This window comes from Streptomyces kurssanovii, assembly GCF_040677245.1.
Lineage (GTDB): Bacteria > Actinomycetota > Actinomycetes > Streptomycetales > Streptomycetaceae > Streptomyces > Streptomyces kurssanovii.
In genome coordinates this window covers 49648-72274 of the sequence record NZ_JBFAQK010000032.1, presented here as the reverse complement: position 1 = coordinate 72274, position 22627 = coordinate 49648, and the positions used below count along the sequence as shown (strand labels likewise).

The following is a 22627-nucleotide window of genomic DNA, read 5'->3' as shown; positions in this document are numbered from 1 at the left end:
CGCTATCTACACTTGGTTGTGTACAGTGTGTCCCTACCCGACGCTCTTCCGTTCTAACGGCCCCGCGCAGCGGCCCCCCGGCCCACCCCCTACGCGGACTTCAGCGCCGCCAACCTCGCCTCGATCTCCGCTTCCTCCCCCATGCTCTCCAGCTGCTCGAACTGCGCGTCCAGCGACGACGCCGCCAGTTCCTGCTTTCCGAGCGCCCTCGCCTCCTCCCGGCGGACCTTGTCCTCGAAGCGGTGGAGTTCGCTCGTCGGGTCGAGCACGTCGATGCTCTTCACGGCGTCCATCATCCGGTTCTGCGCCTCCGCGGACTTCGCTCTGGCCACCAGCTCGTCCCGCTTCGCCTGGAGCTGCCCCAGCTTCGCCTTCATCTGTTCCAGGCCGGACTTGAGCTTGTCGACGACCGCCGTCTGGGAGGCGATCGTCGGCTCCGCGGTCTTCGCCTCCTGCTCGGACCGGAGCTGTCTGCCGAGGGCGACCTTCGCCAGGTTGTCGAACGTGTCGGCGTCCGACGTCCGTCCCGCCGCGCGGAGCTCGTCCGCCTTCCTGCTGGCCGCCAGCGCCTTGGTGCCCCATTCCTGGGCGGCCTCCACGTCCTCCTGGTGGTCCTGTTCCATGAGGCGCAGGTTGCCGATGGTGCTCGCCACCGCCTGCTCCGCCTCCACGATGTTGTTCGTGTAGTCGCGGATCAGCTGGTCGAGCATCTCCTGCGGGTCCTCCGCCTGGTCCAGCAGCGCGTTGATGTTCGCCCTGGCCAGCTGGGCGACCCGGCCGAGAATGGTCTGCTTGGTCATGCCACTGCTCCTTGAACGGCTCCTTGAACGCCAAACGGAATACGGGCCGGCGTACGCGGTTCCGGCCGGCGTACGTCAGAAACGGCCACCGCCCATCCGGCCCCGCGTGCCGCCACCGCCGAAGCTGCCGGGGCCCCCGCCGAAGCCCCCGCCGAACCCGCCGCCCCTGCCACCGCCGCCGAGCATCCCGCCGAGGAGGATCCCGCCGAGCACCGCACCGCCGAGCCCGCCTCCGGGGCCCCGGGCCCCGGGCGTACCGCCCGGACCGAACGGGTTCCGGAAGTCGCGCACATCGTTCTCGGCGAGGCTCTGCGCCTGCTGCGCCAGCCAGTCCGCCCGCTGAGCCTCGGCCAGTGCCGCCTGCGGATCGCCGACGGTGCCGTTCCCGCCCGTGCCGTCCGCTCCGGCCAGTGTCTCCGCCCGCTCGAGCCGGCGCTGGGCCTCCGCCAGCCGGGTCCTGGCCTCGCTGCCGACCGCGCCGCGGTGTGTGGTGATGAAGTCGGCGGCGGCGCCGATACCGGAGCGCGCGCCGAGCAGGGCCCGCTCCAGCAGGGCCAGGGAGCGCCGCGTCCCCTGTTCCTGTTCCCGGATCCCGGCCAGCGCCTCGTCCAGGGCGGCGTCGGCCTCCTCGACCCGGCGCAGTGCGTCGATGGGGTCGTACCGCCCGGACTCCGCCGCCGTGCGCACCTCCGCGGCGACCGTCTCCGCGCGGGCGATCCGCCCCTGGAGCCCGGCGGTCGACGTGCCCTCCTCCGCCCCCTTGAGCAGGCCGCGTGCCTCCGCCAGATCGGTCTCCGTCTCGGTCAGCGCGCTCGGCAGCTTTCCGGCCGCTTCCGCCAGTTCCCGCGCCCGGCGGTCGACGGCCTCGATCAGGCGGGCCGCCTGGGCGACGGCACCTTCCGCGGCCCGCACCTGGACCGCGGCGGAGCCGTTGTCGTCGGCCTCGACGGCCTGCCGGGCGCGGTCGAGGGCGGCCGTCGCGAACTCGAGCCTGTCCTTCGCCTGTTCCACGTCGTTCGCGACCGGGGCCGCCGCAGACGGCGCGTACCGCTCGCGCATCACGCCCAGCGTGGCCTCCGCGCTGACGACCCGGCCGTTCACGTCCCGGAAGGCGGCCTCCGCCGTGTCCAGCGCCTGCGGCGCGTTGCGTTCCAGGGCGCGCAGCCGGTCGAAGTCCTCGGCCTCGGCGTCGAGCCGGCGATCGGCCTCCGAGCAGCGGGCGAGGATCTCGTCGAGCATCCTGCGGCGGGTGGCGTCGTCCTCCGGGTAGGCGTCGTCCAGCTGCTGGCGGATCCTGAAGGCGGCGGTCAGCTCCTGCCGCGCGTGCGCAACGGCCTCGTGGAAGGGCCGCGCCGCCTCCTCACCGAACTGGGCTGTGGCGAAGCCGAGTTCCTCCTGGCTGGTGCGCACCGCGTCGTCGGTCTCCACCAGCGCCGCCTTCGCCCTGGCGTCGAGCTCCGGGAGCGGTGGCTGCTCCGGCGTGCCCCAGCCCTCCTGGCCGCCCTGGGGGGTGGTGCGGGTCGCCGTGCGCCGCTTGCGTTTGGTGTAGGTGTACGCGGCGAGAACCGCGGCGCCGCCGACGACCGCGATCGGGAGCACGAGGTCGCCCGCGCCCGTACCCGCGCCGCCGCCGTTGCCGGGATCGGCCTCGCCGGGTGTGATGTCCACGGTGGGGACCGGTTCGCCGGACAGCACCGCGCCGTAGCCGTCGGCGGCACCGATCGCGGCGCCCGCCCAGTCGTTCTCCCGCAGCGCGGGCTCCACCGCCGTCCGGGCGACCTCGGCGAGCTGTGCGTCGGTCAGGCGGGAGGCGGCGTCGACCCAGTAGGCGTACTGCCGGGCGCGGGTCGCGACGGACAGCAGGACGTCGCTCGTGCCCAGCCCGTTCTTCGCGGCGGTCTGCTCCGTCCAGTCCTGCGCGGAGCGGCCGGAGAAGTCGGTGACGTAGACGACGAACAGTTGCAGCCGCTGTTCGTCGTACAGGCGGTCCAGCGCCCGGGACACCTGCTCCGCGCGGTCGCCCAGTGCCTCCGTGCGGTCGGTGATCTGCCCCTGCCGGGAGAGGTCGACGGGGTCGTCGGCCGTGGCTCCTCCGGCGGCGGGCACGACCAGCCACCATGCCGCCGTGAGCACGGCGACGAGGATCCGGGCGGCTGTTCGCATCACATTTCGGAGGCTAAGTCCGGCTCTGATCCGCCGCGACCGGACGCCGCCAGGAACCGCGGGTACCCGATCACCGGTCCTGCGTCCCATGGGGATCAACGAGGGAACGGGAACGGGAACCGGAGCGGCCGCACGGCCGAAGGGCAGGGCGCGGGCGTTCGTACGGGCATGGCGGGGCCCGCGGCTGAAGTGGCCGAGGAGGATCGCGCTCGCCCTGGCGCTGGTCCTGCTCGTCCCGCCGCTCGCCGGTGCGGTGGCTCTGCGCATCAATTACGCGGGTGACCTCCAGGACGGCACCCGCACCCGCGGCAAGGACGCGATCTGGATGGGCCACGCCTGGGTGGACGGCCGTAAGAAGGACGCCGACGTCAGGGCCTTCGCCGAGCGGATCCGCGGCACCGGCGTCAAGGACCTGTACGTGCACGCGGGCCCTCTCGAGCACGACGGCACCCTGCCCGCCGACCGCTACCCCCGTGCCCGCCGGCTCATCGACGCGGTGCACCGGGAGATGCCGGGCATCCGTGTCCAGGCGTGGCTGGGCGACGTGCTCGCCAACGACGGGCCGGAGGGGCTGCGCCTGGACGAACGGTCCCGGGACGCGGTGGTGGGCTCCGCCCGGCAGATCCTCGACGCCGGGTTCGAGGGCGTCCACTTCGACCTGGAGCCGCTGCTCTCCGGGGACCGCGACTATCTGTCCCTGCTCGACGCACTGCGCGAGCTGACGCGTGACCGCGAGGCGCTGCTGTCGGTCGCGGCCCACCAGATCGATCCCCTGCCCGCCGCGCACCGCGTGAACGCGGCGGTGACCGGCCGGGAGAAGTGGTGGTCGCAGAAGTTCTTCGGCGAGGTCGCGCGGCGGGTCGACCAGATCGCCGTCATGTCGTACGACACCTGGATGCCGCTGGAGGGCATGTACGGCGGCTACGTCGCGCAGCAGACCGCCCTCGCGCTCGAGGTGACGGCCCCGGGCACCGACCTGCTGATGGGGCTGCCGTTCTTCCACGAGGACGATCTCGGCCACCACGAGAACGCCGAGACGGTCTCGGCCGCGGTCCGCGGCACCCGGCTGGGCCTCGGGCGCACGGACCGCGACAGGAAGCGATTCGGTGTCGCGCTGTACGTGGACTTCGCGGCCGAGGAGGGCGACTGGAAGGCCTACCGCGAAGGGTGGTGCTGACCACCGGGGGCGCGGGGACGGCGCGAACTCCACGCCGTCCCCGCGCCGCAGGGGGTCAGCCCTCCCGGCGCCTGATCTTGTTGCCCAGCCACACCAGCGGGTCGTACTTGCGGTCCGCGGCCCGTTCCTTCATCGGGATCAGCGCGTTGTCCGTGATCTTGATGCCTTCCGGGCAGACCTCCGTACAGCACTTGGTGATGTTGCAGTAGCCCAGCCCGTGTTCGTCCTGTGCCGTCGTCCTGCGGTCCAGGCCGGCCCCGGAGGCCGAGTCCAGCGGATGCATGTCCAGTTCGGCGATGCGCATCAGGAACCGCGGGCCGGCGAAGGCCTCCTTGTTCTCCTCGTGGTCGCGCACCACATGGCAGGTGTCCTGGCACAGGAAGCACTCGATGCACTTGCGGAACTCCTGCGACCGTTCCACGTCCATCTGCTGCATCCGGTACTCACCGGCCGCGACGCCCGGGGGCGGTACGAACGACGGGATCTCCCTGGCCTTCTCGTAGTTGAACGAGACGTCGGTGACCAGGTCCCGCACCACGGGGAACGCCCGCAGCGGGGTGACCGTGATCGTCTCGTCCCTCGTGAAGACGGACATCCGGGTCATGCACATCAGCCGCGGCCGGCCGTTGATCTCGGCGCTGCACGAACCGCACTTGCCCGCCTTGCAGTTCCAGCGGACGGCGAGGTCGGACGCCTGGGTGGCCTGGAGGCGGTGGATGATGTCGAGGACGACCTCTCCGTCGTTGACCTCGACGGTGAAGTCCTCGAGGCCGCCGCCGCTCCGGTCGCCCCGCCAGACCTTGAAGCGGGCTTGGTAGGCGCTCACTCGGTCAGCTCCTCCTCGGAGAGGTACTTGATCAGCTCTTCCTTCTCGAAGAGCGCGAGCAGGTCGGCACGGATGGGCTCGGTCGTCCTCCGCTCGAGCCGGATCCGGCCGGTGACTCCGGCGGTCCCGGTGGCGTCGTCCTCCTGCCGGAGCCGGCACACCAGGTTCACCCGGCGCCATTCGCGGTCCATGCCGGGGCAGTCCTCCCGGGTGTGACCGCCGCGGCTCTCCGTCCGTTCCAGGGCGGCCCGCGCGATGCACTCGCTGACCAGCAGCATGTTCCGCAGGTCCAGGGAGAGGTGCCAGCCGGGGTTGAACTGCCGGTGCCCCTCGACCCCGGCACGGCTCGCCCGTTCGCGCAGTTCGGCGAGCTTCGTCAGGGCCTGTTCCATCTCGCCCGCCCGGCGGATGATGCCGACCAGGTCGTTCATCGTCTGCTGAAGCTCCTGGTGGAGCGTGTACGGGTTCTCGGGCGCCGCGCCCGCCTCCGGACCCTCGGCGCTGAACGGGCGCAGCGCCTCCGCCGCCGCCGCGTCGATCTGTGCCTCGTCGACCGCGGGCCGCGCGGGGAGCCGCTGGGCGTACTCGGCCGCGTGGAGCCCGGCCCGGCGGCCGAAGACGAGGAGGTCGGAGAGCGAGTTGCCGCCGAGGCGGTTGGAGCCGTGCATCCCGCCCGCGACCTCTCCGGCGGCGAACAGGCCGGGTACGCCGAGCGCGCCCGCGGTGTCGGACTCGACGGCGATGCCGCCCATCACGTAGTGGCAGGTGGGGCCGACCTCCATGGCCTCCGCCGTGATGTCCACGTCCGCGAGTTCCTTGAACTGGTGGTACATCGACGGCAGCCGGCGGCGGATCACGTCCGCCGGCATCCGGGTGGACACGTCGAGGAACACACCGCCGTGCGGGGAGCCGCGGCCCGCCTTCACCTCGGAGTTGATCGCCCGCGCGACCTCGTCGCGCGGCAGCAGTTCGGGGGGACGCCGGTTGTTGTCCGGGTCCTCGTACCAGCGGTCGCCCTCGTCCTCGGACTGCGCGTACTTCTCCTTGAACACGTCGGGCACGTAGTCGAACATGAACCGCTTGCCCTCGGAGTTCCGCAGCACCCCGCCGTCGCCGCGCACCGACTCGGTGACGAGGATGCCCTTCACCGACGGCGGCCAGACCATCCCCGTCGGATGGAACTGGACGAACTCCATGTTCACCAGCGGGGCGCCGGCCAGCAGCGCGAGGGCGTGCCCGTCCCCGGTGTACTCCCAGGAGTTGGAGGTCACCTTGAACGACTTGCCGATGCCGCCGGTGGCCAGGATGACGGAGGGGGCCTCGAGGACGAAGAAGCGGCCGGACTCCCGCTCGTAGCAGAAGACACCGGAGACCCTGCCGTCCTTCTTCAGGACGCGCGTCACCGTGCACTCCTGGAAGACCTTCAGCCCGGCCTCGTAGTCGCCGAGCTCGCGTTTGTCCTCCTGCTGGAGGGAGACGATCTTCTGCTGGAGGGTGCGGATCAGTTCGAGCCCGGTGCGGTCGCCGACGTGGGCGAGACGCGGGTACTCGTGACCGCCGAAGTTGCGCTGCGAGATCCGGCCGTCGGCCGTGCGGTCGAAGAGCGCGCCCCAGGTCTCCAGCTCCCAGACCCGGTCGGGCGCCTCGCGGGCGTGCAGCTCCGCCATCCGCCATTGGTTGAGGAACTTCCCGCCGCGCATGGTGTCGCGGAAGTGCACCTGCCAGTTGTCGCCCGCGTTCGCGTTGCCCATGGAGGCGGCGATGCCGCCCTCCGCCATGACCGTGTGGGCCTTGCCGAACAGGGACTTGCAGATCACCGCCGTACGCGCGCCCCGCTCGCGCGCCTCGATGGCGGCGCGCAGGCCCGCGCCGCCCGCACCCACCACCACGACGTCCCACTGCTGCCGTTCGAGCTCGGTCATCAAGCACCTTCCATCTAGAACAGCCTCGGATCGTCGAAGGCGCCGGACGCGACGAGGTAGACGTAGAGGTCGGCGAGCGCGACGCTGAACAGCGACGCCCAGGCGAGCTGCATGTGACGGGCGTTCAGCTTGCCGACCCAGCCCCAGAGGCGGTAGCGCACGGGATGCTTGGAGAAGTGCCGCAGCCGGCCGCCGATGATGTGCCGGCACGAGTGGCACGAGATGGTGTACGCCCAGATCAGCACGATGTTGACCAGGAACACGAGCGTGCCGAGGCCCATGTGGCCCCACTCGTAGTGCTCGTCACGGAAGGCGAGCACCGTGTCGTACGTGAGGATCCCCGCGACCGGCACGGCGGCGTAGAAGAAGTACCGGTGGATGTTCTGCATGATCAGCGGGAAGCGGGTCTCGCCGGAGTACTTCTTGTGCGGCTCGGCGACGGCGCAGGCCGGGGGAGAGGCCCAGAAGCCCCGGTAGTAGGCCTTGCGGTAGTAGTAGCAGGTCAGCCGGAAGCCGAGCGGGAAGATCAGGATCAGCAGCGCGGGCGACAGGCCCCACCAACTGCCGAAGATCTCCCAGTTGGGGCCCGACCGCATCGGTTCGCAGTTCTCGGCCAGGCAGGGCGAGTAGAACGGCGAGACGTACGGCGCCGCGTAGTAGTCGGCGTTCGCGAACGCGCGCCAGGTCGAGTACACGATGAAGGCGAGCAGGCCGGCGGCCGTCAGGGCCGGGGCCAGCCACCAGCGGTCCGTCCGCAGGTGGCGGGGGCCGATGGCGGCACGCGTGGCCTCGTGCACGCCCTTATGGACTTGTGGTGGTTCGGTACCAGTGGCCAACGAAGGCTCCGGGTGGAGTGGGATCAGGGATGGGCTCCGGTCCGCCGGCCCTTCCTGCGGGCCGGCTCCTGCTGTCCGGGCCGGTCAGGGCGCGTGCCGGTCGCGGACGCCCAGTCCCTCGTCGTCCGAATCGGTCCACAGCGCGTTGTCGTACGGGGCGTCGGGGATGGTGACCAGCTCGGGACGGGCCTTCGCGGCCGGTGCGGCGGAGCCCGCGAGCGGGCGGGAGCCACGCAGCTGGTCGACTGTCTGTTCCAGCTGGCCGACACGCCGGACCAGCTCATCGAGGCGGCGCTGGACGGCCGCGAGATCTTCCTGTGACATGACTTGCCCTCACTTCCGCGGGGTGCGGTGGCGTCGTTCATGCGCCTGCGAGTGTCGCGCGTCACATCCCCGCTTGTGAAGGGGACGTACGGGGATTCCCGGCGCAGGCGCTGCCGGCGCGCCCCTCATGGTCGGAGCCTCACTCCCCCCATATTCACCCTTTTTGTTCCCGTTGGCGGCGTTCGCGGTTCGTCCGCACGGGTGGCCTTCGTCGAAGCGCCGCCGTGTCTCCGTCCGGCGCGGCAATCCATCCACTTCAGTGAGTGGAATCGGTGTGATCATCTCTAAATTCGACGAAACAGGACGAAGAGGTACAAGCCATGTCCCAGGTCGAAGCCCCCCGCGGGCGGACATGCTCCCGAAGGCTCCGCCCCGTCGCACTGCTCGCGAGCGGAGTGCTGGTACTCCCCGTTCTCGCCGGATGCAGCTCGGGCGAGGAGCAGAGCAGGGGGAAGCCCCCGGCTCAGGACATCTCACCCGCCGACCGTGAGCTCGTCGCCGACGGAGGAACACTGCGCTGGGCCGTCGACACGATGCCCGCCACCCTCAACACCTTCCAGGCCGACGCGGACGCCACGACGGGCCGGATCGCCGGCGCCGTGCTGCCGGCGCTGTTCACCCTGGACGCCGACGGGCGGCCGCAGCGGAATCCGGACTATCTCGAATCGGCGGAGATCGTCGAGCGGGAGCCCAAGCAGGTCGTGCTCTACAAGCTCAACCAGCAGGCCGTGTGGAGCGACGGCCGCGAGATCGGCGCCCCGGACTTCCTCGCCCAGTGGCGGGCGCTGAGCGGAAAGGATTCCTCGTACTGGACGGCGCGCAACGCCGGGTACGACCGGATCCAGAAGGTCGAGCGCGGTGAGAACGACCTGGAGGTCAAGGTCACCTTCACCAAGCCCTACGCGGACTGGCAGTCGCTCTTCACGCCGCTCTACCCGAAGGACGTGACCGGCACCGCGGCGGCCTTCAACGACGGGGCCCGCACGAAGCTCAAGGTGACGGCGGGACCGTTCCGGATCTCCGCGATCGACCAGAAGGCCGACACCACCACGCTCGTGCCGAACCCGCGCTGGTGGGGGGACCGCCCCAAGCTCGACAAGCTCGTGCTGTCGGCCGTACCGCGGGACAAGCGGGTCGCCGCGCTCGCGGCCGGAAGCCTCGACCTGGCGGACATCGACCCCTCGGCGGCGGAACGTATCTCCTACGCCGTGAAGGACGCCGGACGCGGCGGGCGCCCGCTGGCCTACGGCCCCGGCGCCGACAAGGCTCCCTCCGCCGCCCTGAAGTCGTGGGCGATGGCCCACGGCTCCGACGAGGAACTGGCCGAGGTCGCACAGCAGGCCCGCAAGCGGGCGGCGGAGGCCGAGAAGAAGTACGCGCGGGAGCAGTCCGCCCTCAGCAGGTACGAGGTCCGCAAGTCACTGGAGCCCGCGTACACCCAGCTCGCACTGAACGGTGAGTCCGGGCCGCTGGCCGACGACCGGGTGCGCCGCGCGATCGCGAGGGCGCTGGACCGCAAGGCGCTGGCAGAGGCCGTGCTCACGCCGCTCGGACTGCCCGCGGAGCCGCCCGGCAACCACCTCGCGCTGGCCGGGCAGGCCGCGTACACCGACAACAGCGCCGCACTCGGGGAGCAGGACACCCAGGAGGCGCAGGCGCTGCTCGCCGACGCCGGCTGGACGCCCGAAGGGCTGCGCGAGGAGCCGGCCAAGGCGGGCGGCGAGGCCGGGAAGCCGGAGGAGAACGGCAAGGAGGGCGAGGAGGACGGGAAGAAGACGACGGGCAAGGCCTCCGCCGAGCCGTCCTCGCGCCCTTCGGCCAAGGCGTCGGAGAAGAAGAACGACGCCGCCTCCGACGACGGGCTCTACATCGTCGGTGACGACAAGCCTGCGGCCCACGACCCGAGGTCCGGTTCCCGCGTCACGCACGTCCTCGCCCCTGCGCCCGGCGCCGCGCTCCGGAGTGCCGCCGTCCGTCGGCAGGCCACGTCGCCCGCCGACGACGCTGCCGGCTCGGCGGACAAGGCGGCCGGGAAGGCCGCGGACAAGAGCGGCATGGCCGGCGCCTACGCTCCGCGCGGTACGGCGGCACCCGGCGGCGCCTCCGCCGGCGGCGCCCTCGGCAAGGACGGCAAGCCGCTGAGCCTCCGCTTCGTCCTCCCCACGGGCCCGGGCTCGGAGGTGCTGCGCACGGTCGGCGACAAGATCGCGCAGATGCTCGACCGGGTCGGCGTGCGCACGGAGATCATCAAGGTCGACGACGCGAGCTTCTTCAAGGACCACATCGCGTCCGGCGACTACGACCTGGCCCTGTACTCGTGGCCCTCCAGCCCGTTCCCGGCGACCGACGCCCGGCCGATCTACGCCAAGCCCAAGCCGGCCTCCGACGGCTCGCTCCTCGTCGAGCAGAACTACACGCGGGTGGGTACGGACTACATCGACCAGCTCTTCACCCAGGCCGCCGGGGAACTCGACGCGGACGCCGCCCGTGACCTGATGCGCAGGGCGGACGCCAGGATCTGGGCGGCGGCCGGCTCCGTCCCGCTCTACCAGCGCCCGCAGCTGGTCGCGGCACGCAAGCAGGTGGTCAACGCGGGCGCCTTCGGATTCGCCGAGCCCCGATACCAGGACATTGGTTTCAAGACGGCCGCGGCCGCCCCCAAGCAGTGACCGCATAGACCGTCGGCCAGGAGAAACCGCAGGTCACAACCTCAGAACTGGCTCAATTTCCTTGCCCGCCGGCGCCGCCGGCGGGCAAGCTCGTGCCGACCGTTGACCCAGGCTCGCCCCCCGCATGCCCATGCATCACCCTCGTACCGGCAGCCTCCCCACCTGCCGGTACGCACCGCCTCCGCCGGTCGCCCGGCACCGGCCGCGGACCCGGCCCGCGGCGTGATCCCCGCCTCGTTCGTCCCGGACCCGATCGTTCCGGGAGGCCCGGGTCCCGGCGGCCCCGTACCATGGGACAAGCCGTGGCGTGTCCGCCCGGCGGGCGGACGAGGATCTCATCCAACGCCCGATCCCACGATCGAGAGAAGCGCCAGCCAGCATGCCCACGCGCCACGACATCCGTAACGTTGCCATCGTCGCCCACGTCGACCACGGCAAGACCACCTTGGTCGACGCCATGCTGAAGCAGGCCGGTGCCTTCGCCGCGCACGCCGCGGAGCAGCTCGACGACCGCATGATGGACTCGAACGACCTGGAGCGTGAGAAGGGCATCACGATCCTGGCCAAGAACACCGCCGTGAAGTACCACCCCAAGGACGGCGGGGCCCCGGTCACCATCAACATCATCGACACCCCCGGCCACGCCGACTTCGGCGGCGAGGTGGAGCGCGGTCTGTCGATGGTGGACGCGGTCGTCCTCCTCGTCGACGCCTCCGAGGGCCCGCTGCCGCAGACCCGCTTCGTGCTGCGCAAGGCGCTCGCCGCGAAGATGCCGGTCATTCTCTGCATCAACAAGACGGACCGCCCGGACTCCCGGATCGCCGAGGTCGTCGACGAGACGTACGACCTGTTCCTGGACCTGGACGCGACCGAGGAGCAGATCGAGTTCCCGATCGTCTACGCCTGTGCCCGTGACGGCGTCGCCTCGCTGACCAAGCCGGAGGACGGCACCGTCCCGGCCGACAGCGACAGCCTGGAGCCGTTCTTCAGCACGCTGCTCGAGACCGTCCCGGCGCCGGAGTACGACGAGTCCGCCCCGCTGCAGGCTCACGTCACGAACCTGGACGCCGACAACTTCCTCGGCCGTATCGCGCTGCTCCGCGTCGAGCAGGGCGAGCTGCGCAAGGGCCAGACCGTGGCCTGGATCAAGCGTGACGGCACGATCTCCAACGTGCGCATCAGCGAGCTGATGATGACCGAGGCGCTCACCCGCAAGCCGGCCGAGGTGGCCGGCCCCGGTGACATCTGCGCCGTCGCCGGTATCCCGGACATCATGATCGGCGAGACGCTGGCCGACCCGGAGAACCCGATCGCGCTGCCGCTGATCACGGTCGACGAGCCGGCGATCTCGATGACCGTGGGCACCAACACCTCGCCGCTGGTCGGCCGGGGCGGCACCGGCAAGGGCGCGGACGCGAAGTCGGCCGTCAAGGACCGTAAGGTGACGGCCCGTCAGGTCAAGGACCGGCTGGACCGCGAGCTCATCGGTAACGTCTCGCTGCGCGTGCTGGACACCGAGCGCCCCGACGCCTGGGAGGTGCAGGGCCGCGGTGAGCTGGCGCTGGCGATCCTGGTCGAGCAGATGCGCCGCGAGGGCTTCGAGCTGACGATCGGCAAGCCGCAGGTCGTCACCAAGCTGGTCGACGGCAAGGTCCACGAGCCCGTCGAGCGCATGACGATCGACGTGCCCGAGGAGCACATGGGCGCCGTCACCCAGCTCATGGGTGTCCGCAAGGGCCGCATGGACAACATGTCGAACCACGGCTCCGGCTGGGTCCGCATGGAGTTCGTGGTCCCCTCCCGCGGCCTGATCGGCTTCCGTACGGAGTTCCTGACGAACACCCGCGGCACCGGTATCGCGCACTCCATCCACGAGGGCCACGAGCCCTGGTTCGGCCCCCTGCAGACCCGGAACAACGGCTCGCTCGTCGCCGACCGCTCCGGCGCCGTCACCGCGTTCGCGATGACGAACCTTCAGGAGCGCGGCGTGCTGTTCACCGAGCCCGGCACCGAGGTGTACGAGGGCATGATCGTCGGCGAGAACTCCCGCTCCGACGACATGGACGTGAACATCACCAAGGAGAAGAAGCTCACCAACATGCGCTCCTCCTCGGCCGATTCGTTCGAGGCGATCGTCCCGCCGCGCAAGCTCTCGCTGGAGCAGTCGCTGGAGTTCTGCCGTGACGACGAGTGCGTCGAGGTGACCCCGGAGGCGGTGCGCATCCGCAAGGTCGTCCTGGACCAGAAGGAGCGCGGCCGCGCGGCCTCGCGTGCCAAGCACGGCTGACGGTAAAGCTCTGGAAAACCGCTGAACGCACGGCCCGGCCCTCCGCAGAGACTGTGGAGGGCCGGGCCGTTCGTCAACTCTTTTTCGTGGCCCGAGTGTCCGGATATCGGCCGTCGCACTCCGGAACATGTGTTAACGGTCCGTTTCGCGGGTGTCTGTCTGGGATCGCTTTGTCCGGATTTCGGGCTGGAGTCCCTCTCTGATGTTGTCAAAACGAGACCCTTTAGGTGTGGTTTACAAGCCTGTCCTACTTAATAGTTGGCTCCATTGAGCTCGGGTCAATGGGTCATGCGCTGTGGGGAGCGCCGACTCACGAGCACACTCGGGGCACTTGACGAGCGCTGTCAGGGGTGTCAGCGCGCGTAGAACGGTGCCCCTCTTGTAGTGACAAGTGGACTCATGAGGAGGAACCCATGCGTGGTGCCAAGAGCGCCAAGTGGGTCGCGGGAGCGATCGTTGTCGCCCTGGCGGCCACTGCCTGTGGTGGCGGCAGCGGCGAAGAGGGCAAGAAGAACCCGGCCGGCAAGCCCGCCGGTTATGTCTCGATCGACGTCGGCGAGCCGCAGAAGCCGCTGATCCCGGCCGACACGAACGAGACCAACGGTTCGTACGTGATCCAGTCGCTCTTCACGCAGCTGCTGGACTTCGACGCCAAGGGCGAGATCGTCTACACCAACGCCGAGTCGGTGGACACGACGGACTCCAAGACCTGGACCGTCAAGCTGAAGTCCGGCTGGAAGTTCCACAACGGTGAGGCCGTCACCGCGCAGTCGTACGTCGACGCGTGGAACTGGTACGCGAACATCAAGAACAACCAGCAGAACAGCTTCTGGTTCGCGGACATCGCCGGCTACGACGACGTGCACCCCGAGAAGGGTGACCCGAAGGCCGACAAGATGTCCGGTCTGAAGGTCGTGGACGACACCACCTTCACGATCGAGCTGAAGGACAAGGTCCCGTACTTCAACTACAAGCTCGGCTACGCGACGTTCGCGCCGCTGCCGAAGGTCTTCTTCGACGACCCGAAGGCGTTCGGCCAGAAGCCGGTCGGCAACGGCCCGTACAAGTTCGAGAAGTGGACCCACAAGAAGCTGATCCAGGTTGCGGCCAACCCTGACTACCAGGGCCCCAACAAGGCGAAGAACAAGGGCATCCAGTTCAAGAACTACGCGACCCTCGAGGCCGCGTACCAGGACGTCGTCTCCGGCAACCTGGACATCATCCGTCAGGTCGGCCCGACGGACCTGCCGAAGTACAAGCAGGACCTGGGTGACGGCGCCATCGAGCAGCCGTACGCGGCCATCCAGTCGCTGGTCCCGGCGTTCTACAGCAAGACGTTCAAGGACATCGACCCCAAGGTCCTCCAGGGTCTGTCCATGGCGATCGACCGTGAGACGATCACCAAGACCGTCCTGAACAACACCCGTACCCCCGCGACGAGCTTCACGCCGCCGCAGGTCAAGGGCAACCAGGACCTGGGTACGGACGTCTTCACGTTCAACCCGGCGAAGGCCAAGCAGCTCATCACCGAGGGCGGCGGCGTCCCGGAGAACAAGCTGTTCATCCAGTACAACAGCGACGGCGGCCACAAGGAGTGGGTGACCGCGGTCTGCGAGTCCATCCGCAAGGCGACCGGTGTCGACTGTGTCGGCGACGCCAAGCCGGACTTCCCCACGGACCTCGAGGCCCGTGACAACGACCAGGTGAAGTCGATGTACCGCGGTGGCTGGGTGGCCGACTACCCCGTCAACGTGAACTTCCTCAAGGAGCTGTACCACACCAACGCCGAGTCCAACAACGGTCGTTTCTCCGACAAGGAGATCGACAAGATGATGGAGGACGCGGACAAGGCCAGCTCGCTGGAAGAGGCCGTGAAGGGCTACCAGGCGGTCGAGAAGAAGCTTCTCGAGAAGATGCCGGCCATCCCGCTGTGGTACTACCGCATCAACGGTGGCCACGGTAAGGGCGTCGACAACGTCGCGGTCGACTTCCACGGTGACCTCGAGCTCACCGGAGTCACCGCCAAGTAAGCGCCTGCGGGCCTCATCCCCACTCGGCCGTCACCCGCCGCCGTCGGACATCCGGCGGCGGCGGTGGTCCGGGGGCCGTCCCGTGCGGACGGCCCCCGGACCCAGTTAACCCCTCACGGAGGCACCCATGGGGCGCTACGTCGCACGACGACTGCTCCAGATGATCCCGGTGTTCATCGGGTCAACCTTTTTGATCTTCGCCATGATGTTCGCGCTGCCCGGCGACCCCGTCAGAGCGCTCATGGGGGACCAGGCTTTCGACCCCGCCGTGGTCGAGGCCATTCGCCATGACCGCGGTCTCGACCTGCCGCTCTGGCAGCAGTACCTGAAGTACCTCTGGGAGCTGGTTCAGGGGAACTTCGGCACGGAGATCGCAAGCCAGCGTCCCATCGCCGACATCATCGCGCAGGCGTTCCCGGTGACCATCCGGCTCACGCTCTTCGCGTTCACCTTCACGGTGGTCGTCGGCATCGGCCTCGGCATCATCGCGGGTCTGCGTCCCGAGTCCGTGCGGGACCGGGGGCTCCTCGCCCTCACCCTCGTGCTGATCTCGATGCCCTCCTTCGTGCTGGGCTACCTGATGCAGTACCTGTTCGCCTTCAAGTGGGGGGTGACCACCCCGACCGTGCAGGACTCCGAGAGCTTCGGAGACCTCCTCCTGCCGGCGATCGTGCTGGGTTCCCTGTCGCTCGCCTACGTGGCACGGCTCACCCGTACCTCGATGGCGGAGAACCTGCGCGCCGACTACATGCGTACGGCGGTCGCCAAGGGCCTGCCGCGCCGCCGGATCATCGGTGTCCACCTGATGCGCAACTCGCTCGTCCCGGTGGTCACCTTCCTCGGCACCGACATCGGCAACCTGATGACCGGCGCCATCGTCACCGAGGGCATCTTCAACGTGCAGGGCGTCGGTGACGCGATCTACGAGGCACTCTTCCGCCGCGAGGGCGCGACCGTCGTCGGCATCGCCTCCCTGATCGTTCTCGTCTACCTGCTTGCCAGCCTGCTCGTCGACCTGCTTTACGCGGTCCTGGACCCGAGGATCCGGTATGCCTGAGAAGACCGCAGCCACCGCGGCGTCCACCGGGGCCGAGAAGGTCACCAGCACCGCTGCCGCTCCCGACACCGCACTGGTCACCAAGGTGCCCAAGCCGGACAAGGCACGCAGCCTGTGGTCCGACGCCTGGCACGACCTGCGCCGCAACCCGCTGTTCCTGATCTCGGCGGGTCTGATCGTCCTCCTCATCGTCATCTCGGCGTTCCCGAGCCTGTTCACCAGTGCCTCGCCGCGTGACGCCGACCTGGCGAACCACTACCTCGGCCAGCCGAACTGGAGCCACTTCTTCCAGCCGGACTGGTTCGGTTACGACGGCCAGGGCCGCTCGATCTACGCCCGTGTCGTCTACGGCGCCCGCGCCTCGATCATCGTCGGCGTCGGCGTCACCGCCCTGGTGACCGTCCTCGGCACCCTGGTCGGCATGATCGCCGGTTACTTCGGCGGCTGGATCGACACCCTGCTGTCCCGCCTCACCGACATCTTCATGGGCATCCCGTTCCTGCTGGGCGCCCTCGTCGTCCTCACCAGCTTCGAGAAGCGCGCCATCTGGGTCGTCATCCTCGCCCTGGTGTTCCTGGGCTGGACCCAGATCGCCCGTGTCGCCCGCGGTTCCGTCATCACCATCAAGCAGGCGGACTACGTGGTGGCGGCCAAGGCGCTCGGCGCCTCGACCACCCGCATCCTGACCCGGCACGTCCTGCCCAACGCGCTCGCGCCGATCATCGTCGTCGCGACCATCGCCCTCGGCGGCTACATCGCCGCGGAGGCGACGCTGTCGTTCCTCGGCGTCGGCCTTGCCGAACCGACGGTCTCCTGGGGCGTCGACGTGTCCAGTGGACGTGAGCAGCTGCGCAACGCACCCCACGTGCTGATCATCCCGTCGGTGATGGTCTCGATCACGGTGCTCTCGTTCCTGATGTTCGGCGATGCGGTTCGCAACGCCCTCGACCCCAAGCTGCGCTGAGGAGGGCGTACGACGTGACCATCATCGAAGAAACAGCAGGCGTCCCGGCGCCCCGCGCGGGCGGCGAGGCCTCCGGTCCGCTGCTCGAAGTGCGCGACCTGCATGTCGAGTTCCACACCCGTGACGGTGTCGCCAAGGCAGTCAACGGCGTCAACTACAGCGTCGACTCCGGTGAGACGCTGGCCGTCCTCGGCGAGTCGGGCTCCGGCAAGTCGGTCACCGCCCAGGCCATCATGGGCATCCTCGACATGCCGCCCGGCAGGATCCCGCACGGCCAGATCCTCTTCCGCGGCCAGGACATGCTCACCATGAGCAACGAGGAGCGGCGGAAGATCCGCGGCCGGAAGATCGCGATGATCTTCCAGGACGCGCTGTCCTCCCTCAACCCGGTCCTCTCCGTGGGCTACCAGCTCGGCGAGATGTTCCGGGTCCACCAGGGCCTGTCCAAGAAGGACGCCAAGGCCAAGTCCATCGAGCTGATGGACAAGGTGAAGATCCCGGCCGCCAGGGCCCGGATCGGCGACTACCCGCACCAGTTCTCCGGCGGTATGCGCCAGCGCATCATGATCGCCATGGCCCTGGCTCTCGAGCCGGACCTGATCATCGCCGACGAGCCGACCACGGCGCTCGACGTGACCGTCCAGGCGCAGGTCATGGACCTGCTCGCGGAGCTCCAGCGCGAGTACAACATGGGCCTGATCCTGATCACCCACGACCTCGGCGTCGTCGCCGACGTCGCGGACAAGATCGCCGTGATGTACGCGGGCCGGATCGTCGAGACCGCCCCCGTGCACGAGCTGTACAAGCGGCCGGCGCACCCGTACACCCGGGGTCTGCTCGACTCGATCCCGCGCCTGGACCAGAAGGGCCAGGAGCTGTACGCGATCAAGGGTCTGCCGCCCAACCTGCTGAAGATCCCGACCGGCTGCGCCTTCAACCCGCGCTGCCCCAAGGCGGACGACATCTGCCGTACGGAGATCCCGGCGCTGGCTCCGGTGACCGAGCAGGACGGCAGCGATCTGCCCGGCCGCGGCAGCGCGTGCCACTTCTGGAAGGAGACGATCCATGGCTGAGCTCAAGAAGACGAACGAGGCCGTGGACGCGACCCCGAACGTGACCGAGGTGGAGACCGTCGAGGTCACCTCCGAGGAGGCGGCCGTCGCGGCGCTCGACGCCACGGTGGAGCGCGGTGAGCCGATCCTTCAGGTGCGCAACCTGGTCAAGCACTTCCCGCTGACCCAGGGCATCCTGTTCAAGCGTCACGTCGGCGCGGTCAAGGCCGTGGACGGGATCTCCTTCGACCTCTACCAGGGCGAGACGCTCGGTATCGTCGGCGAGTCCGGCTGTGGCAAGTCCACCGTCGCCAAGCTGCTGATGACGCTGGAGAAGGCGACGGCCGGCGAGGTCTTCTACAAGGGCCAGGACATCACCAAGCTGTCGGGGCGCGCGCTCAAGGCCGTGCGCCGCAACATCCAGATGGTGTTCCAGGACCCGTACACCTCGCTCAACCCGCGTATGACGGTCGGCGACATCATCGGCGAGCCCTTCGACATCCACCCCGAGGTGGCCCCGAAGGGTGACCGGCGCCGCAAGGTGCAGGAGCTGCTGGACGTCGTCGGTCTCAACCCGGAGTACATCCACCGCTATCCGCACCAGTTCTCCGGCGGTCAGCGCCAGCGCATCGGCATCGCCCGCGGCCTCGCGCTCAACCCGGAGATCATCATCTGCGACGAGCCGGTCTCCGCGCTGGACGTGTCCGTCCAGGCGCAGGTCGTCAACCTGATGGAGAAGCTGCAGGACGAGTTCAACCTCTCCTACGTCTTCATCGCCCACGACCTGTCGATCGTCCGGCACATCTCGGACCGGGTCGGCGTGATGTACCTCGGCAAGATGGCCGAGATCGGCACCGACGTGCAGATCTACGACCACCCGACGCACCCCTACACCCAGGCGCTGCTGTCGGCGGTCCCGGTCCCGGACCCCGAGGCGCGCGAGGGCCGGGAGCGGATCATCCTCACCGGTGACGTCCCGTCGCCGGCGAACCCGCCCTCGGGCTGCCGCTTCCGCACCCGCTGCTGGAAGGCGGAGGACAAGTGCGCCACCGAGGTTCCGCTGCTCGCGGTCCCGGAGCGCTTCAAGGGCCAGGACACCCCGGCCGCTCACGAGTCGGCGTGCCACTTCGCCGAGGAGAAGGACGTCGTCCACGCGGCGTAGTCCCCTCCGTCCGGCGCGAGGCGCCCGTTCCCCCCGGGGAGCGGGCGCCTTCGCCGTGCCCGGCGGGAAGCGGCGGAAAGCGGCGGAAAAGACTTTGCGCCCGCGCGGGCCGGCACCGGAAGGTGTCCGGATGGAGCACTTGACCGACCGGACCGGCCGCCGCATCACGCTGTGCCCGGTCGACGACGACAACTGGCGGGCCGTCGCGGACATCGCGCCGCGTGACGAGCAGCGGACCTTCGTGGCGGCCCTCGCCGCCCGGTACCTCCTGCTGTCGATGCGCGGCGGCGTCTGGACCTCGCTGGGTGTCCTCGCCGACGACACGGTGGTCGGCCATGTCATGTGGGCGTACGACGACGAGGACGGGACCCACTGGGTCGGGGGCCTGATCGTCGACGCGGACGAGCAGGGCAGGGGCGTGGGCCGGCAGGCGATGACCGCGCTGATCAGGATGCTGTCCGAGCGCCCGGACTGCAGGGAGATACGGCTGTCCTTCCACCCCCGCAACACCGGCGCGGCGAAGCTCTACAGCGCCCTCGGCTTCATCCCGACAGGGGCGTTCGAGGACGACGAGACCGTCGTCGGCCTCGCGGTCCGGCAGAGCGCCGCCGGCTGAGTCTCGCGGCGGCGAAATTCCGTTGCGAGGGCGGGGCCGGGGCGCGAACAGTGGCGGCATGCCACTCACCGTCCGGCCCGCGACCCTCGCGGACGCACCCTTCATATGCGCCCTGCTGAACGCCGTCGACATCGCAGAGATCGGCCGGGCGGACACCGCACTGCACACGGTCGAGACCGACCTCGCCCACCCCGAGGTGGATCTCGCCCAGGACTCCTGGCTGGTGCACGAGGGCGGCGACCTCGTGGCGTACGGGATCCTCTGGAGCGATTCCGGCGACGGTGACATCGGCGTCGACCACTACGTGCTCCCCGGCCGGCCGGACGCTGCCGTACTCGTGCTGGAGCGGATCGAGGAGCGCGCGGCGGCCAAGGCGGCGGCGGCCGGCGCGGCACGGGCGGTGCTCCATCTGAATCTCACCGTCCGGACCACGCTGGACACCGCCCTCCTCGACGCCCGCGGCTGGCGCACCGTGCGCCGCCACCAGGTCATGACCCGGCCGCTGAGCGAGGCCGACCGGTTGCCGGAGCCGCCCGCCGGTGTGAGCCTGCGCGACTGCGTGGCCGACGCCGACCACCGGATCGCCCACGCCCTGGTGGAGGAGACCTTCGCGGAACACTTCGACCACCACCCGCGGACCTACGAGCAGTGGCTGGCCGACACCGGGCCACGGGACCGGTCGCTGATGTGGATCGCGAGCATCGAGGGCGAGGGCGACGTGGCCGTCCTGCTGACCAGGGACGACAAGGACGCCATGGGCTGGATCGGGAACCTCGGCGTACGGAAGCAGGCGCGCGGCCGTGGCCTCGGCAGCCATCTGCTGCGCCATGCCTTCGGCACGTACGCCGCCCGCGGCCGGGACACCATCGGCCTGGCCGTGGACACGCAGAACGAGAGCCGCGCCCTGTCCCTCTACGAGGCGCACGGAATGTCCCTGCTCTATGGGATCGACACCTGGGAGCTGGTCCTGACGGTGCCTCCGGCCTCCGGCCGGGTGTGCTGAAAGTGCGTTAGATCCTTTATGGGGTGATATTGGGCCCAAGTCTGACTTGGGATCGAGGAGGCACTCCATGCGCGGAGCCACCCACGCGAAGTGGGCCGCATACGCGATCGCCGTCGCCCTCACGGCGGCGGCGTGCGGCGGCGGAAGCGACAGCGGCGGCAGTGGCGCCGACGGGATCGTGAGTTCCTCCTGGGGCGACCCGCAGAACCCCTTGGAACCCGCCAACACCAACGAGGTGCAGGGCGGCAAGGTGCTCGACATGATCTTCCGGGGGCTCAAGCGGTACGACCCCAAGACCGGCGAGGCCAAGGACATGCTCGCCGAGAGCATCGAGACCAAGGACTCGGTCAACTTCACCATCACCGTCAAGCCCGGCTGGAAATTCAGCAACGGCGAGGCGGTCACGGCCAGATCCTTCGTGGACGCCTGGAACTACGGCGCCCACCTGAAGAACAACCAGCGCAACGCGTACTTCTTCGGCTACATCGACGGGTACGAGCAGGTCCACCCGGAGAAGGGGCAGGCGAGCGCGCAGACGATGTCCGGACTGAAGGTCACCGGTGACCGGACGTTCACCGTCAAGCTGTCGCAGAAGTTCTCCACCTGGCCAGACACCCTCGGCTACGCGGCCTTCGCCCCGCTGCCCAGGGCCTTCTTCGACGACCACGACGCCTGGGTCGCCAAGCCCGTCGGCAACGGCCCCTACGTCGTCGACTCCTACGCCAGGGGCTCCCAGATGTCCCTGCGCCGCTGGGACGAGTACAACGGGCCCGACAAGGCACAGAACGGCGGCATCGACCTCAAGGTCTACACCGACAACAACACCGCCTACACCGACCTGATCGCCGGCAACCTCGACCTGGTCGACGACGTGCCCGCCTCCCAGCTGAAGAACGTGAAGGCGGACCTGGGCGACCGGTACATCAACACCCCCGCCGGCATCATCCAGACCCTCGCCTTCCCCTTCTACGACAAGGCGTGGAACACGGCGGACGGGGCGAAGGTCCGCACCGGTCTGTCGATGGCGATCAACCGCAAGCAGATCACCGACACCATCTTCCAGCAGACCCGCACCCCCGCGAAGGACTGGACCTCGCCCGTGCTCGGCGAGGAGGGCGGCTTCGACCCGACGCTGTGCGGCAAGGCCTGCGAGTACGACCCCGCCGAGGCGAAGCGGCTGATCGCCGAGGGCGGCGGCCTGCCGGGCGGCCGGATCACCCTCACCTACAACGCGGACACCGGGTCGCACAAGGACTGGATCGACGCCGTCTGCAACTCCATCAAGAACGCCCTCGGCGACGACAGGGCCTGCGTCGGCAACCCGATCGGCACCTTCGCCGACTTCCGCAACCAGATCACCCAGTCCAAGATGCCGGGCCCCTTCCGGGCCGGCTGGCAGATGGACTACCCGCTGATCCAGAACTTCCTCCAGCCGCTCTACTACACCAACGCCTCCTCCAACGACGGCAAGTGGAGCAACAAGAAGTTCGACGACCTCGTCGACAAGGCCAACGCGGAGGCCGACCCGGCCACGGCCGTCGAGACGTTCAAGGAGGCGGAGAAGGTCGTCAGGGACGAGATGGCCGCCATCCCGCTCTGGTACCAGAACGGCAGCGCCGGCTACTCGGAGCGCGTCTCGAACGTCGCACTGAACCCGTTCAGCGTTCCCGTCTACGAAGAGATCAAGGTCAACTGACGGCCGAAGGCACCCGGCCCGGCGCGCCCGCAGCGCCGGGCCG

17 protein-coding genes are annotated in these 22627 nt (G+C 69.4%); 11 read left to right on the top strand and 6 right to left on the bottom strand.

Annotated elements, in window-relative coordinates:
* Positions 1–89: 89 nt before the first annotated feature.
* Together AB0K36_RS22170 and AB0K36_RS22165 are read right to left on the bottom strand one after the other, a co-directional pair.
* Entirely contained in the window at positions 90–800 is a 711-nt protein-coding gene (locus tag AB0K36_RS22170; RefSeq protein WP_364597016.1) for a PspA/IM30 family protein, read from the bottom strand.
* 75 nt (positions 801–875) lie between these two features.
* On the bottom strand, positions 876–2963 hold the full coding sequence (locus AB0K36_RS22165; RefSeq protein ID WP_364597027.1) for a TPM domain-containing protein: 2088 nt from the start codon (positions 2961–2963) through the stop codon (positions 876–878).
* Positions 2964–3051: 88 nt separating this feature from the next.
* Between AB0K36_RS22165 and AB0K36_RS22160 the strand changes: the two genes are divergently transcribed.
* Positions 3052–4140, top strand: a complete 1089-nt coding sequence (locus AB0K36_RS22160) for a glycoside hydrolase family 18 protein (RefSeq protein ID WP_435877907.1) — start codon at positions 3052–3054, stop codon at positions 4138–4140.
* A 55-nt stretch (positions 4141–4195) separates the two neighbouring features.
* On the opposite strand, the gene AB0K36_RS22155 is transcribed toward AB0K36_RS22160, so the two are convergent.
* The 4 genes from AB0K36_RS22155 to AB0K36_RS22140 all read right to left on the bottom strand — a co-directional run bounded on the left by AB0K36_RS22155 (position 4196) and on the right by AB0K36_RS22140 (position 8048).
* Entirely contained in the window at positions 4196–4966 is a 771-nt protein-coding gene (locus tag AB0K36_RS22155; RefSeq protein ID WP_364597013.1) for a succinate dehydrogenase/fumarate reductase iron-sulfur subunit, read from the bottom strand.
* Entirely contained in the window at positions 4963–6888 is a 1926-nt protein-coding gene (locus tag AB0K36_RS22150; RefSeq protein WP_364597010.1) for a fumarate reductase/succinate dehydrogenase flavoprotein subunit, read from the bottom strand. Before AB0K36_RS22150 ends, AB0K36_RS22155 begins: the two co-directional genes overlap by 4 nt.
* A gap of 14 nt (positions 6889–6902) precedes the next feature.
* Positions 6903–7724 carry a succinate dehydrogenase subunit SdhC gene (gene sdhC / locus AB0K36_RS22145; protein WP_189466245.1) on the bottom strand — a complete coding sequence of 274 codons (822 nt, stop codon included), beginning with the start codon at positions 7722–7724 and terminating at the stop codon, positions 6903–6905.
* An 84-nt stretch (positions 7725–7808) separates the two neighbouring features.
* A complete protein-coding gene (locus AB0K36_RS22140) occupies positions 7809–8048 on the bottom strand; it encodes an Rv0250c family protein (RefSeq protein WP_189466243.1) in 240 nt (79 codons plus the stop codon).
* Between the two features lie 320 nt (positions 8049–8368).
* On the opposite strand from AB0K36_RS22140, the gene AB0K36_RS22135 reads away from it, so the two are divergent.
* The 10 genes from AB0K36_RS22135 to AB0K36_RS22090 all read left to right on the top strand — a co-directional run bounded on the left by AB0K36_RS22135 (position 8369) and on the right by AB0K36_RS22090 (position 22584).
* Complete coding sequence (locus AB0K36_RS22135) at positions 8369–10717, top strand: ABC transporter family substrate-binding protein (protein ID WP_364597006.1); 2349 nt, start codon at positions 8369–8371, stop codon at positions 10715–10717.
* Positions 10718–11096: 379 nt separating this feature from the next.
* Positions 11097–13004, top strand: a complete 1908-nt coding sequence (typA, locus tag AB0K36_RS22130; protein WP_159687738.1) for a translational GTPase TypA — start codon at positions 11097–11099, stop codon at positions 13002–13004.
* Between the two features lie 413 nt (positions 13005–13417).
* Positions 13418–15034 (top strand): peptide ABC transporter substrate-binding protein, encoded by a 1617-nt coding sequence (locus AB0K36_RS22125; RefSeq protein WP_364597003.1) that lies wholly within the window; start codon positions 13418–13420, stop codon positions 15032–15034.
* A 127-nt stretch (positions 15035–15161) separates the two neighbouring features.
* A complete protein-coding gene (locus AB0K36_RS22120; protein WP_364597000.1) occupies positions 15162–16091 on the top strand; it encodes an ABC transporter permease in 930 nt (309 codons plus the stop codon).
* On the top strand, positions 16084–17055 hold the full coding sequence (locus AB0K36_RS22115; RefSeq protein WP_364596998.1) for an ABC transporter permease: 972 nt from the start codon (positions 16084–16086) through the stop codon (positions 17053–17055). The genes AB0K36_RS22120 and AB0K36_RS22115 overlap by 8 nt, the downstream gene beginning before the upstream one ends.
* Positions 17056–17069: 14 nt before the next feature.
* Positions 17070–18128, top strand: coding sequence for an ABC transporter ATP-binding protein (locus tag AB0K36_RS22110; RefSeq protein WP_364596995.1), 1059 nt, complete (start codon positions 17070–17072; stop codon positions 18126–18128).
* On the top strand, positions 18121–19269 hold the full coding sequence (locus AB0K36_RS22105; RefSeq protein WP_037773826.1) for an ABC transporter ATP-binding protein: 1149 nt from the start codon (positions 18121–18123) through the stop codon (positions 19267–19269). The genes AB0K36_RS22110 and AB0K36_RS22105 overlap by 8 nt, the downstream gene beginning before the upstream one ends.
* Before the next feature lie 130 nt (positions 19270–19399).
* Entirely contained in the window at positions 19400–19885 is a 486-nt protein-coding gene (locus tag AB0K36_RS22100; protein ID WP_364596992.1) for a GNAT family N-acetyltransferase, read from the top strand.
* 58 nt (positions 19886–19943) lie between these two features.
* On the top strand, positions 19944–20888 hold the full coding sequence (locus AB0K36_RS22095; protein ID WP_364596990.1) for a GNAT family N-acetyltransferase: 945 nt from the start codon (positions 19944–19946) through the stop codon (positions 20886–20888).
* 67 nt (positions 20889–20955) lie between these two features.
* Entirely contained in the window at positions 20956–22584 is a 1629-nt protein-coding gene (locus tag AB0K36_RS22090) for a peptide ABC transporter substrate-binding protein (RefSeq protein ID WP_364596987.1), read from the top strand.
* Positions 22585–22627: the final 43 nt, after the last annotated feature.

Excerpts from the sequence above, each read along its gene's own strand:
- AB0K36_RS22170 (WP_364597016.1), bottom strand. The coding sequence starts at position 800 with ATGACCAAGCAGACCATTCTCGGCCGGGTCGCCCAGCTGGCCAGGGCG.
- AB0K36_RS22165 (WP_364597027.1), bottom strand. The coding sequence starts at position 2,963 with ATGCGAACAGCCGCCCGGATCCTCGTCGCCGTGCTCACGGCGGCATGG.
- AB0K36_RS22160 (WP_435877907.1), top strand. The coding sequence starts at position 3,052 with ATGGGGATCAACGAGGGAACGGGAACGGGAACCGGAGCGGCCGCACGG.
- AB0K36_RS22150 (WP_364597010.1), bottom strand. The coding sequence starts at position 6,888 with ATGACCGAGCTCGAACGGCAGCAGTGGGACGTCGTGGTGGTGGGTGCG.
- AB0K36_RS22140 (WP_189466243.1), bottom strand. The coding sequence starts at position 8,048 with ATGTCACAGGAAGATCTCGCGGCCGTCCAGCGCCGCCTCGATGAGCTG.
- AB0K36_RS22135 (WP_364597006.1), top strand. The coding sequence starts at position 8,369 with ATGTCCCAGGTCGAAGCCCCCCGCGGGCGGACATGCTCCCGAAGGCTC.
- typA (WP_159687738.1), top strand. The coding sequence starts at position 11,097 with ATGCCCACGCGCCACGACATCCGTAACGTTGCCATCGTCGCCCACGTC.
- AB0K36_RS22125 (WP_364597003.1), top strand. The coding sequence starts at position 13,418 with ATGCGTGGTGCCAAGAGCGCCAAGTGGGTCGCGGGAGCGATCGTTGTC.
- AB0K36_RS22120 (WP_364597000.1), top strand. The coding sequence starts at position 15,162 with ATGGGGCGCTACGTCGCACGACGACTGCTCCAGATGATCCCGGTGTTC.
- AB0K36_RS22115 (WP_364596998.1), top strand. The coding sequence starts at position 16,084 with ATGCCTGAGAAGACCGCAGCCACCGCGGCGTCCACCGGGGCCGAGAAG.
- AB0K36_RS22105 (WP_037773826.1), top strand. The coding sequence starts at position 18,121 with ATGGCTGAGCTCAAGAAGACGAACGAGGCCGTGGACGCGACCCCGAAC.
- AB0K36_RS22100 (WP_364596992.1), top strand. The coding sequence starts at position 19,400 with ATGGAGCACTTGACCGACCGGACCGGCCGCCGCATCACGCTGTGCCCG.
- AB0K36_RS22095 (WP_364596990.1), top strand. The coding sequence starts at position 19,944 with ATGCCACTCACCGTCCGGCCCGCGACCCTCGCGGACGCACCCTTCATA.
- AB0K36_RS22090 (WP_364596987.1), top strand. The coding sequence starts at position 20,956 with ATGCGCGGAGCCACCCACGCGAAGTGGGCCGCATACGCGATCGCCGTC.